Source organism: Streptomyces sp. NPDC001927 (genome assembly GCF_053594455.1).
In genome coordinates, this window is sequence record NZ_JBSFEN010000004.1 from 480,291 (window position 1) to 494,353 (window position 14,063).

At 69.8% G+C, this 14,063-nt stretch carries 17 protein-coding genes; 7 read left to right on the forward strand and 10 right to left on the reverse strand.

Annotation, left to right across the window (positions count from 1 at the left end):
* Nucleotides 1–28: 28 nt before the first annotated feature.
* The 4 genes from ACWCO8_RS12790 to ACWCO8_RS12805 form a co-directional block, all read right to left on the reverse strand.
* A complete protein-coding gene (locus tag ACWCO8_RS12790) occupies nucleotides 29–481 on the reverse strand; it encodes an N-acetyltransferase family protein (protein WP_451032243.1) in 453 nt (150 codons plus the stop codon).
* Between the two features lie 62 nt (nucleotides 482–543).
* Nucleotides 544–1,002, reverse strand: coding sequence for a MarR family winged helix-turn-helix transcriptional regulator (locus ACWCO8_RS12795; RefSeq protein WP_362005305.1), 459 nt, complete (start codon nucleotides 1,000–1,002; stop codon nucleotides 544–546).
* A gap of 110 nt (nucleotides 1,003–1,112) precedes the next feature.
* Nucleotides 1,113–1,976 (reverse strand): GNAT family N-acetyltransferase, encoded by an 864-nt coding sequence (locus ACWCO8_RS12800; RefSeq protein WP_451032244.1) that lies wholly within the window; start codon nucleotides 1,974–1,976, stop codon nucleotides 1,113–1,115.
* 5 nt (nucleotides 1,977–1,981) lie between these two features.
* The gene (locus ACWCO8_RS12805; RefSeq protein WP_451032245.1) at nucleotides 1,982–2,509 is read right to left on the reverse strand and encodes a DUF2269 domain-containing protein; all 528 of its coding nucleotides are present in this window, start codon (nucleotides 2,507–2,509) and stop codon (nucleotides 1,982–1,984) included.
* A 77-nt stretch (nucleotides 2,510–2,586) separates the two neighbouring features.
* On the opposite strand from ACWCO8_RS12805, the gene ACWCO8_RS12810 reads away from it, so the two are divergent.
* Nucleotides 2,587–3,240, forward strand: coding sequence for an HAD family hydrolase (locus tag ACWCO8_RS12810; protein ID WP_451032246.1), 654 nt, complete (start codon nucleotides 2,587–2,589; stop codon nucleotides 3,238–3,240).
* 107 nt (nucleotides 3,241–3,347) lie between these two features.
* A complete protein-coding gene (locus ACWCO8_RS12815) occupies nucleotides 3,348–4,508 on the forward strand; it encodes a globin domain-containing protein (protein WP_451032247.1) in 1,161 nt (386 codons plus the stop codon).
* A gap of 67 nt (nucleotides 4,509–4,575) precedes the next feature.
* On the opposite strand, the gene ACWCO8_RS12820 is transcribed toward ACWCO8_RS12815, so the two are convergent.
* The 5 genes from ACWCO8_RS12820 to ACWCO8_RS12840 all read right to left on the reverse strand — a co-directional run bounded on the left by ACWCO8_RS12820 (nucleotide 4,576) and on the right by ACWCO8_RS12840 (nucleotide 8,265).
* The gene (locus tag ACWCO8_RS12820) at nucleotides 4,576–5,055 is read right to left on the reverse strand and encodes an NUDIX hydrolase (RefSeq protein ID WP_362005292.1); all 480 of its coding nucleotides are present in this window, start codon (nucleotides 5,053–5,055) and stop codon (nucleotides 4,576–4,578) included.
* Between the two features lie 35 nt (nucleotides 5,056–5,090).
* Nucleotides 5,091–5,987 (reverse strand): LysR family transcriptional regulator, encoded by an 897-nt coding sequence (locus ACWCO8_RS12825; RefSeq protein WP_451032248.1) that lies wholly within the window; start codon nucleotides 5,985–5,987, stop codon nucleotides 5,091–5,093.
* A gap of 221 nt (nucleotides 5,988–6,208) precedes the next feature.
* Nucleotides 6,209–7,393 (reverse strand): cystathionine gamma-lyase, encoded by a 1,185-nt coding sequence (locus ACWCO8_RS12830; protein WP_451032249.1) that lies wholly within the window; start codon nucleotides 7,391–7,393, stop codon nucleotides 6,209–6,211.
* A complete protein-coding gene (locus ACWCO8_RS12835) occupies nucleotides 7,390–7,878 on the reverse strand; it encodes a low molecular weight protein-tyrosine-phosphatase (protein WP_451032403.1) in 489 nt (162 codons plus the stop codon). The genes ACWCO8_RS12830 and ACWCO8_RS12835 overlap by 4 nt, the downstream gene beginning before the upstream one ends.
* A 9-nt stretch (nucleotides 7,879–7,887) precedes the next feature.
* Nucleotides 7,888–8,265, reverse strand: a complete 378-nt coding sequence (locus ACWCO8_RS12840) for a phage holin family protein (RefSeq protein WP_451032250.1) — start codon at nucleotides 8,263–8,265, stop codon at nucleotides 7,888–7,890.
* A 51-nt stretch (nucleotides 8,266–8,316) separates the two neighbouring features.
* Here ACWCO8_RS12840 and ACWCO8_RS12845 point away from each other — a divergent pair, with 51 nt between their 5' ends.
* From ACWCO8_RS12845 to ACWCO8_RS12860, 4 genes are all read left to right on the forward strand, one after another.
* Nucleotides 8,317–8,634, forward strand: coding sequence for a cupin domain-containing protein (locus ACWCO8_RS12845; protein WP_451032251.1), 318 nt, complete (start codon nucleotides 8,317–8,319; stop codon nucleotides 8,632–8,634).
* A 131-nt stretch (nucleotides 8,635–8,765) separates the two neighbouring features.
* On the forward strand, nucleotides 8,766–8,984 hold the full coding sequence (locus tag ACWCO8_RS12850) for a DUF5326 family protein (protein ID WP_362005281.1): 219 nt from the start codon (nucleotides 8,766–8,768) through the stop codon (nucleotides 8,982–8,984).
* Between the two features lie 276 nt (nucleotides 8,985–9,260).
* Entirely contained in the window at nucleotides 9,261–10,031 is a 771-nt protein-coding gene (locus ACWCO8_RS12855; RefSeq protein ID WP_451032252.1) for an IclR family transcriptional regulator, read from the forward strand.
* A gap of 138 nt (nucleotides 10,032–10,169) precedes the next feature.
* The gene (locus tag ACWCO8_RS12860) at nucleotides 10,170–10,604 is read left to right on the forward strand and encodes an SsgA family sporulation/cell division regulator (protein ID WP_315894956.1); all 435 of its coding nucleotides are present in this window, start codon (nucleotides 10,170–10,172) and stop codon (nucleotides 10,602–10,604) included.
* A gap of 24 nt (nucleotides 10,605–10,628) precedes the next feature.
* On the opposite strand, the gene ACWCO8_RS12865 is transcribed toward ACWCO8_RS12860, so the two are convergent.
* Nucleotides 10,629–12,032, reverse strand: coding sequence for a YibE/F family protein (locus ACWCO8_RS12865; RefSeq protein ID WP_451032253.1), 1,404 nt, complete (start codon nucleotides 12,030–12,032; stop codon nucleotides 10,629–10,631).
* A gap of 212 nt (nucleotides 12,033–12,244) precedes the next feature.
* On the opposite strand from ACWCO8_RS12865, the gene thiC reads away from it, so the two are divergent.
* The gene (gene thiC / locus ACWCO8_RS12870; protein ID WP_362005273.1) at nucleotides 12,245–14,035 is read left to right on the forward strand and encodes a phosphomethylpyrimidine synthase ThiC; all 1,791 of its coding nucleotides are present in this window, start codon (nucleotides 12,245–12,247) and stop codon (nucleotides 14,033–14,035) included.
* The last annotated feature ends 28 nt before the right edge of the window (nucleotides 14,036–14,063 follow it).

Sequence of the window (14,063 nt, forward strand, 5' to 3'; positions counted from 1 at the left end):
CATCCCCGGCGCTACGGCCCCTCCAGGGTCAGAGGTTCATCTTGAAGCCCAGATGGGTGGCCTCGAACCCGAGCCGCTCGTAGAAGCGGTGGGCATCCGTGCGCGTGGTGTCGGAGGTCAGCTGGACGAGTTGGCAGTCCTGGCGGCGGGACTCCTCGATGGCCCACTCGATGAGCTGCGTTCCCAGGCCGCTGCCCCGCTCCTGTGCGTGGATCCGCACGCCCTCGATGACCGACCGTGTGGATCCACGACGGGAGAGCCCGGGGATGACGGTCAGCTGGAGCGTGCCGACCACCATGGCGCCGCGCACGGCCACCACCAGGTGCTGATGGGGGTCCTGGGCCAGCCGCTGGAACGCGGCCGTGTACGGAGTGAGGTCGTCGGGGGACTCCCGCTGAGCGCCCAGCGGGTCGTCGGCGAGCATCGCGACGATGTCCGGCAGGTCGCCCGTGGTGGCGGGCCGTATCTCAAGATCGCTCATGGGGCGCAGCGTACGCCTCGCAGCCCGTCGGTCGACGGGAAGAGGCGTCGGTCGGGGGCGGCTCAGGCGGGAACGTGAAGGCCTTCTACGACGCGGACCAGGGGGGCCAGCTCCGGGTTCTTCGCCGCTTCGTCGAGGGCCTCGCGCAGGGCTCCGTCGTTGGTGGGGCGGGCCTCCGCGAGCAGCTTCATGCCGGACTCGGTGACATCGGTGTAGATGCCGCGCCGGTCGGTGGCACACAGGTAGCGGGTGAGGAGGCCTCGGTCCTCCAGGCGGGTCACCAGGCGTGTGGTGGCACTCTGGCTGAGGACGACGGCGTCCGCGACCTGCTTCATCTGGAGGTGCCCGCCCGGCCCGCTGTGCTGGCGGCTGAGGACATCGAGCAGCGAGTACTCGCGCACGCTCAGCCCGTGCCCGGACTCCAGGGCGCGCTCGATGTGGGACTCGATCCTGCCGTGCAGCAGAGAGAGAGCACACCAGCCCTGGGAGAGGGCGGTGAGAGCGGGGTCGGTCGCGGTCATGGTCTCTCCTCGGTCCGGAGCGGCTCCTCCCAGGGTAGACGAAGAATGCAAAAGCCCGCGTGTGCAATTACCCAGGCTTCATATCTGCTCCGTCCCGGCTCCGCCCGGCTCTACCCCGCCGCGACGCTCAGAGGGGCGAACCTGCGGCGCCAGTCGCCCGGCAGGTCGGGCACGGAGCGCACCATGACCGCGTTGAACGCGACCGGGGCGAGCCCGTTCGCCTTGAGCCAGCTCACCAAGGCCTCGTGGCGTACGTCGATGTCCGTGCGGAGCGGGCGGTCCGTGGCAGCGGCCAGGGCGGCGACGAGGGCCTGGGCGGTGGCCGTGTCCCGGGCGATCAGGGGGCCGATGACATGGGTGTCCATGTTCGGCCAGGCCGCCGCGTAGCCGGTGATCTCGCCGCCCTCCTCGGCGACGCGGAGGTGGTCCGCGAAGGCCGGCAGACGGGTGAGCATGTGCGTGCGGTCCAGGCCGAAGACCTCGCTGTCCAGGCGGAGGATCGTCTGGAGGTCCTCGGCGGTGGCGGCCCGGGTCGAGACCTCCGGGGCCGGCTCCGCCGCGGTGAAGTGGCCGCGGAGCATTTCGGCGCGGCCGGTCTCGACGAACCCCAGCTGCTCGTAGAGCGGCTGCCCGTTCGGCGTCGCGTGGAGCGTGAGCGGGGTGTCCCCGGCCCCCGCGATCACGTGCTGCATCATCCGGCGCCCCACTCCCCGGCGGGCGTACCGCTCGGCGACCAGCACCATGCCGATCGCGGCGAGCCCGGGCCCGTACGACGTGACGATGCTGGCCGCCACGAGCCCCTTGCCGTCGGGGTCGTCGATGCCGTAGCCGGTCCCCGCGGTCAGCAGGAGGGTCCACTTGTGTTCCTCACGGGGCCACCCCCGGTCCTCGGAGAGGTCGGCGCAGACGGTGACGTCTTCGGGGGTGAGGATCCGGATGGGGAGCTCGTCGAGCGGTGCGGGCGACATCGGCATGACGCTCAGGCTGTCCGACCCAGTGATCGTCCGTCCACCGTTTTTCGGGAAGTGACCGATGCCCGGAGGCGGCGGCCTCGGCGGGTCAGCCCCCAGGGCTTCAGCACCGAGATCGCGGTCATGAAGAGGTAGGCCGCCGTCGACACCGTGGGCGCCGCCACCAGACTGGGGTCGCGCAGGCCGGCCGTCGCCGCGTGCACGATCTCCGGCCGCAGGGCGAAGACGGTCGCGGCTGCCGTGGCCAGAGTGATCCAGAACTTGATCCAGACCCAGCGGTGCCGGGCCAGACCCCAGGGAGTACCCAGAGAGAGCACCAGGCCACTCACCAGGGTCGCCACGGCGATCGGAGCGAGCAGCCAGTCGGCGAACACCTTCATCGCGCGGTAGGCCGCTGAGGTGAGCGAGGGGTCGCCCGTCGTGTAGGCCGTGATGCCGAGCGTCAGCAGTCCCACGCTGAGCCCGAGCCACGCCACGGAGACGGAAACATGGACGACGAGGAGAGCCCGCCGGACGGGCCGCTGGAGATGTTTCACGTGAAACACCGTGCCGCCCTGCCCCCTCGTCCCGCGTCTGACGACGGGAGTAACCGCACGTACTAGCCTCGGCGTACATGACGAGTTCCATGGGCCGAGGCAGGCTGCATCTCTTCGATCTCGACGGCACGCTGATCCGCGGGTCGGCGGCCGCCGTGGAGATCTCACGCCAGCTCGGACTGACCGAGGAGATCGCCGCTTTGGAGCGCGGCTTCCTGGTGAACGGGATGACCCCCGACGAGTTCGCGGTCCAGGCCCACGCCCTCTGGTCCGCCCTCACGCCGGAGCAGGTCACGGCCGCTTTCGAGGGCGCCCCCTGGTTGGCCGGCATTCGCGAGGTCTGGGCGGACATCCACGCCGAAGGCGGGCGTTGCGCCGTCATCTCGCTGTCGCCGGACTTCTTCGTCGAGCGGCTGCTCGACTGGGGGGCCGATGCGGCCCACGGCTCCCGCTGGCCGTCGGTGCCGTTCACCGAGCCCATCCACCGGCCGGGCATCCTCGACGCGGCCGCGAAGGTGAGCATCGCGCGCCGTCTCTGTGCGGAGTACGGACTGAGCCTGGCCGACTGTGTGGCGTACGGCGACTCGATGTCCGACGCGCAGCTCTTCGCCGCCGTGCCGGTCGCCGTGGCGGTCAACGCCGACCACCACCTGGCCGGTCTGTCGCGCCATGCCTACGCGGGGAGCGATCTGCGGGAGGCGTACGACCTGGTCCGAAAGGACGCAGCCTAGCCGCAGTCGCGGGGTGAATGCCCGAGAATTCCACTTTCTGTCCGAACCGGTGGTCGAAGCTGTCAAGCTGCGACGACAAGAGCCGCAGGCGTGAGGCGAGGCACACGATGGAAGAGGCCGTGCACGACGACGGCGAAGCACCGCCCCGGATAGCCCCAGGACCGAGACCCTCCCCCGACGCGATCCTCATCCGCCGCACCCTGGCCGAGATCGCGCCTGTCGCCGACAAGGTGACCTCCTACTTCTACGCGTTGCTCTTCGTCCGCCACCCCGAGCTGCGCGCGATGTTCCCCGCGGCCATGAACACCCAGCGCGACCGCCTGCTCAAGGCGCTGCTGACGGCGGCCGAGCACATGGACAACGCCCCCGTCCTCACCGAGTACCTCCAGAACCTGGGCCGTGGGCACCGCAAGTACGGGACACAGCCGACCCACTATCCGGCCGTCGGCGAGGCATTGATCGGCGCTCTGGTCCGGTACGCCACCCTCACCTGGGACGAGGAGACCGAGGCCGCCTGGGTGCGGACGTACACCACGATCTCCCAGATCATGATCGACGCGGCGGCCGAGAACGAGCTCCACGCGCCCGCCTGGTGGCACGCGGAGGTCGTCTCGCACGATCTGCGCACGCCGGACATCGCCGTGATCACGCTCCGCCCCGACCAGCCGTACTCCTTCCTGGCCGGGCAGTACACGACTCTGGAGACCCCCTGGTGGCCGCGCATTTGGCGGCACTACTCCTTCGCCTCGGCGCCCCGACCCGACGGGCTGCTCTCGCTCCACGTCAAGGCGGTGCCCGCGGGTTGGGTCTCGAACGCCCTGGTGCACCACGCGCGCCCCGGCGACGTCCTGCGCCTCGGCCCGCCCGCCGGGTCGATGACCGTCGACCACTCCACGGACAACGGCCTGCTCTGTCTGGGCGGCGGCACCGGAATAGCCCCCATCAAGGCGCTGGTCGAGGATGTCGCCGAGCACGGGGACCGGCGCCCCATGGAGGTGTTCTACGGGGCGCGCAGCGACCACGACCTGTACGACATCGACACGATGATGCGGCTCCAGAAGACGTTCCCCTGGCTGTCGGTGCGGCCGATCACCGAGGACCAGGGACAACTGCCGGACGCCGTCCGCCGGTACGGCCCGTGGAACGAGTACGAGGCCTATCTGTCGGGCCCGCCCGGAATGGTCCGGCGCGGGGTGGACACCCTGCGGGGGATCGGCATCCCGGCGGAGCGGATCCGCCACGACTTCCTGGCGGACCTCGCCTCCTAGCCGGCCGAGGCTCCGGGGCCCACGGACGGGCCCCCGAGGCTCCAGAGCCCGCGGACGGGCCGCCCGCCTACCCCAGGTCCGGCGCGTGCATCGCGCGGACGCCCTCGATGTTGCCGTCCAGGTAGTGACGCAGGGAGAGCGGCACGAGGTGGACGGCCGCGATGCCGATCCGGGTGAACGGCACCCGGACGATCTCGTACTCGCCCACCGGCTCGTCCATCTCGGGCCCATGCCGCAGCGAAGGGTCCATGGATTCGAGCCGGCAGACGAAGAAGTGCTGGACCTTCACTCCCGAGACACCGCCGTCGACGATGTGCTCGACGGTGTCGACGAAGCAGGGGACCACATCGGTGATCTTGGCGCCGAGTTCCTCGTGCACCTCGCGGTGCAGGGCCTCGACGACGGTGGTGTCGGAGGATTCGACCCCGCCACCCGGCGTCACCCAGTAGGGATCGACCCCCGGCTTCGTGCGCTTGATGAGGATGAGGTCGTTTCCATCGAGCAGGATGGCGCGTGCGGTGCGCTTGACCACAGGACGTTCGGTCATGGGAAGAAAATGGCCCGCCACAGGTGTCCTGAAACTCACCAGGCTCCGGAGGCCCGCAGGAGCCACTCGTGGGCCCTCGCGAGATGCGGCAGCGCGAGCGTTCCGGCGCGGACGACCAGGAAGTAGGTACGCAGCGGAGGCACCGGCGGATCGAGCAGCGCCACGAGGCGGCCCTGCTCCAACGCCTCCTCGCACAGATAGCGCGGCAGGACGGCCAGGCCCGCCCCGGCGGCGGCCGATTCCAGGACGGCCCGCAGATCGGGAGCCACGACGGTGGCGGCCGCGGCCGGCTTGGTCTCGAAGACGGCCGCCCAGTAGCGGGACACGAAGGGCAGCGACTCGTGCACCTCCACCACCGGCAGCTGTTCCAGGACCACCGCGCCCTTGCGCAGCAGCATGTCGGGTGCCAATCGAGCGGCCCAGCGCGGCGCGGCGACCAGCACGTGTTCCTCGTCGCAGAGCGGTGTGGAGCCGAAGAGCCCGCCGCGCGGGCGGGCGGTGGAGATGGCGAGATCGTGGTGGCCGGCGGCCAGCCCGTCGAGGATCTCCTCCGTCGTGGCGGGGAAGGCGGCCCGTACGGCGAGCCCCTGGGAGACCAGCGGGGTGAGGGCGGGCAGGGCGCGCGCCGAGGTGAACTCGGGAGGCCCGGCGAGATGGAGAGTGCGGACCCCGTTCTGCTCGTCCAGACCGGTCTCGGCGATCTCCACGAGCGCGTCCAGGTGCGGGGCGGCGCGGTGGGCGAGCTCGTCGCCGATCGTGGTGGGGGTGACCCCACGGGCCTGTCTGAGGAAGAGCGGCCGGCCCAGCTGCCGCTCCAGGGTGCGGATCTGGCTGGTCACCGCGGGCTGGGAGAGCCCGAGCAGCGCCGCCGCGCGGGTGAAGGAGCCGGCCCGGTGCACCGCGACGAAGGTGCGCAGCAGGGCGAGATCCATGTCCGCCCCCTCCCGGCCGGTGCGGCCGTTCGACTCAGGCGGTCGGCTGACGGCGCCTCAGGACCGTCCAACTATAAATAAGTCGATAGGTCTCTGTCGCTACCGTGATTGGACACTGACGCAGAGTCAACTAGCCTTGGTCAGGCGGTTCTCCGCGCAAATGAGTCGGGGCGTTCCGAGCCATGAGGGGGGAGGCTCGGAGCGCCCCGACTCCGCGTGCGTCAGCCGGCGGTGTCCGCCGCCTCGAGGGCGCGCAGCACGTCCGCGATCAGGTCCTCGGGGTCCTCCGCCCCGACGGAGAAGCGGATGAAGCCCTCCGGCACGGCGTCGCCGCCCCACCTCCCGCGCCGCTCGGCCGTCGAGCGCACCCCGCCGAAGCTGGTCGCGTCGTCCACGATCCGCAGCCCGTCGAGGAACCGCTCGGCCCGGTCCCGGTCGGGGAGCACGAAGGAGACCACGGGCCCGAAGCGCCGCATCTGCGCGGCCGCCACCGTGTGCGAGGGGTCGTCCGGCAGCCCGGGATACCGCAGCCCGGTGACCTCGTCCCGCTTGGCCAGTGCCTCGGCGAGCGCCAGCGCGGAGGCGCACTGGCGGTCGATGCGGAGCTGGAGCGTGGCGAGGGAGCGGTGGGCGAGCCAGGCCTCCATGGGGCCCGGGATCGCGCCGACGACCTTGCGCCAGCGCCGTACCTCCGCCGCGCGCCGCGGATCGCGGCAGCTGACGTGGCCGAGGAGGATGTCGCCGTGGCCGGTCATGCCCTTGGTGTCGCTCGCGACGGAGAAGTCCGCGCCGAGCTCCAGGGGCCGCTGGCCGAGCGGGGTGGCGAGGGTGTTGTCGACGGCGACCAGGGCCCCGCCCTCGTGTGCCGCGCGCACCAGGCGGCGGATGTCGCAGACGTCCAGCCCCGGGTTGGAGGGCGTCTCGATCCACAGCAGCCGCGCGCCCTCCAGGACGGACAACTGGGCGTCGCTGCCGGTCGGCGCGGTGCGGACCTCGATCCCGTACGCCCTGAGCTGCTCGTGGAGCAGCGGCAGCGCCTGGTAGCCGTCCGCCGGCATGACCACCACGTCGCCCGTCTTCAACTGGGAGAAGAGGACGGCCGAGATGGCGGCCATGCCCGAGGCGAAGACGAGCGTCTCGACGCCCGGCTCCCCCGGCGCCTCCAGCTCGCCGATGGCGCGTTCCAGATGGGTCCAGGTGGGGTTCTCGTCCCGCCCGTACGTATAGGGGCCGGTGGGGTCGCCCGGCAGATGGAAGTGGGCGGCGAAGACCGGTCCCGGCAGCGTCGGTTCGTACTTCACCGGCTCGGGAAGCCCCGCCCGTACCGCCCGTGTCCCGTCACCGACGGCGCCGATGTCGTCCATGCCGCCGAGGTCCTCGGCGCCGTCATACGCGTCCGTGCTCATACCGACCGCTCCTCCGCACTCTTCCGTACGGCGGCCAGCAGTCCTTCGCTCGCCGCCTCCACCATCTCCAGGCACTCCTCGAAGCCGTCCGTCCCGCCGTAGTACGGGTCCGGCACGTCGAGGTCGTCGGCCGCCGGGTCGTACGAGCGCAGCAGCCGCACCTTCGCCGCGTCCTCGGGCGTCGGGGCGAGCCGCCGCAGTTCGCGGACGTGCCCCTCGTCGAGGGCGATGACCAGGTCGAGCGCGGGGAACCACGAGGCGCGGAACTGGCGGGCGGTGTGCCCCGAGGCGTAGCCGTGGTCCTCCAGGACGGCGACGGTACGCGGGTCGGCGGCGTGGCCCTCGTGCCAGCCGCCGGTGCCCGCGCTGTCCACCTCGACGGTGTCCGCCAGGCCGGCCTCCTCCACGCGGGCGCGGAAGACGGACTCGGCCATCGGCGAGCGGCAGATGTTGCCCGTGCAGACGAAACAGACGCGGTAGGTCATCGTGCGCACTCAGTCCCCGTCGGGGAGCACGACGTTGAGCGCCCAGGAGACGACGGAGATGATCAGGCCGCCGAGGACCGCCGCCCAGAAGCCGTCGACGTGGAAGTCCAGACCGAGTGTGTCGGCCAGCCAAGAGGTCAGCAGCAGCATCAGCGCGTTGATGACCAGCGTGATCAGGCCGAGCGTGAGGATGAAAAGGGGAAGCGAGATCAGCTTGACGATCGGCTTCACCAAGAAGTTCACCAGCCCGAAAACCAGGGCCACGAGGATCAGAGTCCAGGCCTTGTCGGGGGTGCTGTCACCGGTCAGGTCGATGTCCGGGACCAGCCAGACGGCCACTCCCAGGGCGCCCGCGTTCGCGAGCGTCTTGACTACAAAATTCTTCATGTGTCTGATCGTGGCAGACATGATCGGGCCAATGGCAGGGGCAAAAGCACGATGAAATCATTCCGGCTGGACGAACTCGAGGCGGAGCGCGCCGCCAACGACGGTGCGTACCTCCAGTTCCTGCGCGAGCGGAACATGTCCGTCGGTCTGTACGCGCTCGACGCCGGCGCGCTCGACCCCCAACAGCCTCACGGCCAGGACGAGGTGTACTTCGTCGTGAGCGGGCGGGCCGCGATCACCGTGGGCATGGAGACGACGCAGGTGGCGCGGGGCAGTGTCGTCTACGTGCCGGCCGGTGTGGCCCACAAGTTCCACCACATCACCGAGGACCTGCGGGTCATGGTGGTCTTCTCGCCGCCGGAGGGCTGAATTCCCCTAGGGGGTCGATCAGGGGAGAGCAAGGGCTCCGAGGCCCCCGCGGCGCAGGTGCCGCACCTAGCATCGAAGGTGTCCGGCGCAGAGTGCGCGGGACGGACTCTTCGGGAGATGAGGTAGGCGCGATGGCGGTACAAGAGATTCTCGCGGGGATGCCCTGGTGGGTGAAGTGGGTCGCCATACCCGTCATCGCCCTGTTCGTCTTCGGTGGCCTGATCATGAGCATCGCGTCCATCGTGATCGGTCTGCTCTTCAAGGTTCTGGTCTTCGTCGCCCTGGTCGGTGGACTGATCTACGTCGTACGGAAGTTCATGTCCTCCTCGACCTCGCGCGAGGATTGGTAGCACGATCTACCCGCCGGTACGGGGCGTCGGCCGGGCGTTAGCCCGGCCGAGGGACGCCGCCCTGGAAACCGGGGCCAGGCCTGGGAGCTGCCATTAGAGTGGAAAATCTCTGCCGCCCCGGGGAAAACAGGCCAACCTTCCGCGCTGATCCGCGGGTGTCCACGTGTCTCGGGCGGGTCCGCCACCGGACCCCACCGGTTCCCAGGCCGCGGCGGGCGCGGGGGCGGCCCCCGCGGGCGGGTGTACGGCACCCGTCGTCACGCCTGGGGGTGACCTTTGGCCACGGCTACGCAGTCCGCCGTTCCTACGCTGATCGGCTCGGTACAGCGGGCGCTGAGACTCTTGGAGGCCGTGGGCTCCCACGAGGACGGGGCCCCTGCCAAGCAACTGGCGCGTGAGGCAGGACTTCCGCTGCCCACCGCGTACCACCTACTCCGCACCCTGACGCACGAAGGCTATCTACGCCGCGAGAAGGGTGTGTTCGTCTTCGGCGACGCAGCAGGTCGTCTCGCCGGTGGCGGAGTTCTGCAGAATCGTCGCACCAAGATCGAAGACTCTCTCGCGCACTGGCGCGACGAGATCGGGGTCCCCGTCTACTTCGCGATCTACCGCGAGGGCGAGATCGAACTCGTCGCCGTCGCCGACACCCCCGCCGCCCCCGCCGTGGACGAGTGGGCCGACTTCCGTGAGACGGGGCACGCGCACGCGATCGGGCAGTGCCTGCTCAGCCAACTGGATTTGAAGAGTCGTCAAGACCACCTCGACCGCCATCCGGTGGAAGCCATCACTCCGTACACGGTGCGTAACCAGAGTGCGCTTTTGGATCGTTTGGGCGGTATGGGGCGAATGGAGCCCCTGGTGGAGCGTCAGGAATATGCGCTCGGCACAGTTTGTGCCGCGATCCCCATCACGGCGGGGTCCACGGCAGCCGCCATGGCCATTTCCCTCCCCCTTCACCAGGAAGAACGGTTGCTGCCCGCAGTCGATCGGCTACGCAATGAGATCGGAAGGCTCCTCAGTTCCTTCGCGTTCTCTATCAGTATCTGAAAAATCACTCCTTGTGATCTGCTAGCCCTTCCAGCACGATTGCGTCAAGAGGGCCATGGGGGATCATTCCTGGCCGTTTTGATAACAGCTTTCAGCAGCCGTGTTTACACAACTGCTCCATCGACTGCGGGGTACATGATGCGAGAGTCGGTTCAGGCCGAGGTCCTGATGAGCTTCCTCGTCTCCGAGGAGCTCTCCTTCAGGATCCCGGTGGAACTGCGGTACGAGACCCGGGATCCCTACGCGGTGCGGATGACGTTCCACCTTCCCGGAGACGCGCCCGTGACCTGGGCGTTCGGCCGAGAGCTGCTGCTCGACGGCATCAACCGACCGAGCGGCGACGGCGATGTGCACATCGCGCCGACCGACCCCGAGGGCCTGTCGGACGTCGCCATCCGGCTCCAGGTCGGCAGCGACCGGGCCCTGTTCCGGGCCAGCGCGCCGCCGCTCGTCGCCTTCCTCGACCGGACGGACAAGCTGGTTCCACTCGGTCAGGAACGGACACTGGGCGACTTCGAGGACAACCTGGAGGCGGCGCTCGGCCGGATCCTCGCGGAGGAGAACGCCGGCTGACCGGTCACAACGCCGGCTGACCGGTCACTTCGCGCGGCGGCGCCGCCCGCGTCCGGAGGGCCTGGATGAACGCTTCTCCAGCGAGCCCGGCGAGCCGGCTCCGCCCGCCCCGCCGGCCGCTGCCGCTCCCCCCGGCCGGTCCGCCGAGACCACGAGCGCGGCGAGAACGGTCGTGACCGGAACGGAGGCGACAAGACCGATCGAACCGACCAGCGTGCGGACGATCTCCTCCGCGACGAGTTCGCTGTTGGCCACCGTCCCCACGCTGCTCTGCGCGATGGAGAAGAGCAGCAGCAGGGGCAGGGCCGCGCCGGCGTACGCGAGGACCAGCGTGTTCACCACGGACGCGATGTGGTCGCGGCCGATCCTGATGCCCGCCCGGTAGAGACCGCGCGGGCCGAGACGGGGATCGGCCTGGTGCAGCTCCCACACCGCCGAGGTCTGGGTCACCGTCACATCGTCGAGGACACCGAGCGAGCCGATGATGATGCCCGCGAGCAGCAGACCGGACATGTCGATGTCCGGGTAGAGCCCGTGGATCAGACCGGTGTTGTCGTCCGTATTGCCGCTCAGCGAGGCCCAGCTGATGAAGAACGAGCCGAGCAGTCCGATCAGCAGCAGCGAGATCAGGGTGCCGAGCACCGCGACCGAGGTGCGGGCGGACAGGCCGTGGCACATGTAGAGCGCGATCAGCATGATCGCGCTCGACCCGACCACCGCCACCACCAGCGGATTCGAACCCTGAAGGATCGCCGGGAGGATGAAGAAGGTCAGGATCATGAAGCTCACGGCGAGCGCGATCAGCGCCATCACGCCGCGCATCCGGCCGACCAGCACGACCGCCACGGCGAAGATCAGGCCGAGCACCGCCAGCGGCACCTTGCGATTCACGTCCGTCACCGAGTACTGCAGGTCGCGCGGCGCGTCCGGCGCGTACGCCACCACCACGCCCTGGCCCTCGTCGAGTTGACGCGGCGCGTCCGGCTGCACGATCTCGACGAACGTACGGCCCTCGTCCGGACCGCTCGTGACCTCGATCGTCGCCTTCTCGCACTCCCCCTGCTGGGCGTTGACCGCCTCGCGCCCCTCGGGCGTCGAGGTGTCGCCGGTCGGCGGGACCTGAGCGGCGTTCACGTCCTTGCAGTCGACCTGCTCCACCGAGACGACCTTGCCCTGGTACGTCTGCCGGTCGAAGCCGACGCCGGTGCGCTCGTGCTCCGGGGCGCCGCCGGGCCACAGCACCACGAGCCCGACCACCACCGCCGCGGCGAACGGGATCAGGACAGCGGCGATGACCCTGCGCAGGTGCCGGGAGACGGGCGCGGCCGGCCCATGGCTGTGCGAATGGCCGTGCCCGTGGCCCGCGTCGCCATGGGCGCCAGGGCCGTCATGACCGTCGGGTTCTGGGGTCTGCTGCGAGGAAGTCACCGACCGATCATCGCAAGAACGACGGGGGCCCACTGTTCAGCACGGCCGGATTGACGCTAGCGTGGTGACACCTTTGCACACGCGGGAGCTCGGAGCACCGGGCTGAGAGGGCGCTGATCACCGTACGCGCGTACTGAATGTACGTACGGGAGGAGGCTGCGCCGACCGCCGAACCTGTTACCGGGTAATGCCGGCGTAGGGAGATCGGTCTCATGACCATTCAGGATGCACGCACGCCTGCCACCAGCGAGAACGCCGGCCAGGACGAGCGCAAGCCGGGTTGGCACAAGGGGTACGTCGAGGGCTCGCGCCCCGACCTCCGCGTGCCCGTCCGGCAGGTGCACCTCACCAACGGCAAGGACGTGACGCTGTACGACACGTCCGGTCCGTACACCGACCCCACCATCGACACCGACGTACGGCGGGGCCTGCCGCCGCTGCGCGAGAACTGGATCATCGGGCGGGGCGACACCGAGGAGTACGCGGGCCGCCCGGTCCGTCCCGAGGACGACGGCATCAAGCACACCTCGCCGCGCGGCGGTGGGCTGAAGAACCTCGACGCCGTCTTCCCCGGCCGCCCGCGCCTGCCCCGCCGGGGCCGCGGCGGCGAGGCCGTGACCCAGCTCGCGTACGCCCGCCGGGGCGAGATCACCCCGGAGATGGAGTACGTCGCGATCCGCGAGAACGTTTCTCCCGAGGTCGTACGGGAGGAGATCGCGGCGGGGCGTGCCGTACTCCCGGCCAACGTCAACCACCCCGAGATCGAGCCGATGATCATCGGCAAGCGGTTCCTGGTGAAGGTCAACGCCAACATCGGCAACTCCGCCGTCACCTCCTCCATCGAGGAGGAGGTGGAGAAGATGACCTGGGCGACCAAGTGGGGCGCCGACACGGTCATGGACCTGTCCACCGGCCGCAACATCCACACCACGCGCGAGTGGGTGCTGCGCAACTCTCCCGTGCCGATCGGCACCGTGCCGCTCTACCAGGCCCTGGAGAAGGTCGACGGGAAGGCCGAGGAGCTGACCTGGGAGATCTACAAGGACACCGTCATCGAGCAGGCCGAGCAGGGCGTCGACTACATGACGGTTCACGCCGGCGTGCTGCTGCCGTACGTCCCGCTGACCGCCCGTCGCAAGACCGGCATCGTCTCGCGCGGCGGCTCGATCATGGCCGCCTGGTGCCTCGCGCACCACAAGGAGAACTTCCTCTACACGAACTTCGAGGAACTCTGCGAGATCCTCGCGACGTACGACGTCACGTACTCGCTCGGCGACGGCCTGCGGCCCGGCTCGATCGCGGACGCCAACGACGAGGCGCAGTTCGCCGAACTGCGCACGCTCGGCGAGCTGAACACGATCGCCAAGCGGCACAACGTGCAGACGATGATCGAGGGCCCCGGGCACGTCCCGATGCACAAGATCAAGGAGAACATCGACCTCCAGCAGGAGATCTGCGAGGAGGCGCCGTTCTACACCCTCGGCCCGCTGACCACGGATGTCGCGCCCGCGTACGACCACATCACCTCGGGCATCGGCGCCGCGATGATCGCCTGGTGGGGCACGGCGATGCTCTGCTACGTCACGCCCAAGGAGCACCTGGGCCTGCCCAACCGCGACGACGTGAAGACCGGCGTCATCACGTACAAGATCGCGGCGCACGCGGCGGATCTGGCCAAGGGGCACCCGGGGGCGCAGGAGTGGGACGACGCGCTGTCGGACGCGCGGTTCGAGTTCCGCTGGGAGGACCAGTTCAACCTGGCGCTCGACCCGGACACGGCCCGTGAGTTCCACGACGAGACGCTTCCGGCGGAGCCCGCGAAGACCGCGCACTTCTGCTCGATGTGCGGTCCGAAGTTCTGCTCGATGAAGATCTCGCAGGACATCCGCCGGGAGCACGGCGGCGACCTCAAGGCGGACGAGATCTCGGCCGGCATGGCGGAGAAGTCCAAGGAGTTCGCGGCGGCCGGCAACCGCGTCTACCTGCCGCTGGCGGAGCAGTAACCGGAAGGGCCCGCGATCCACGGGGGGA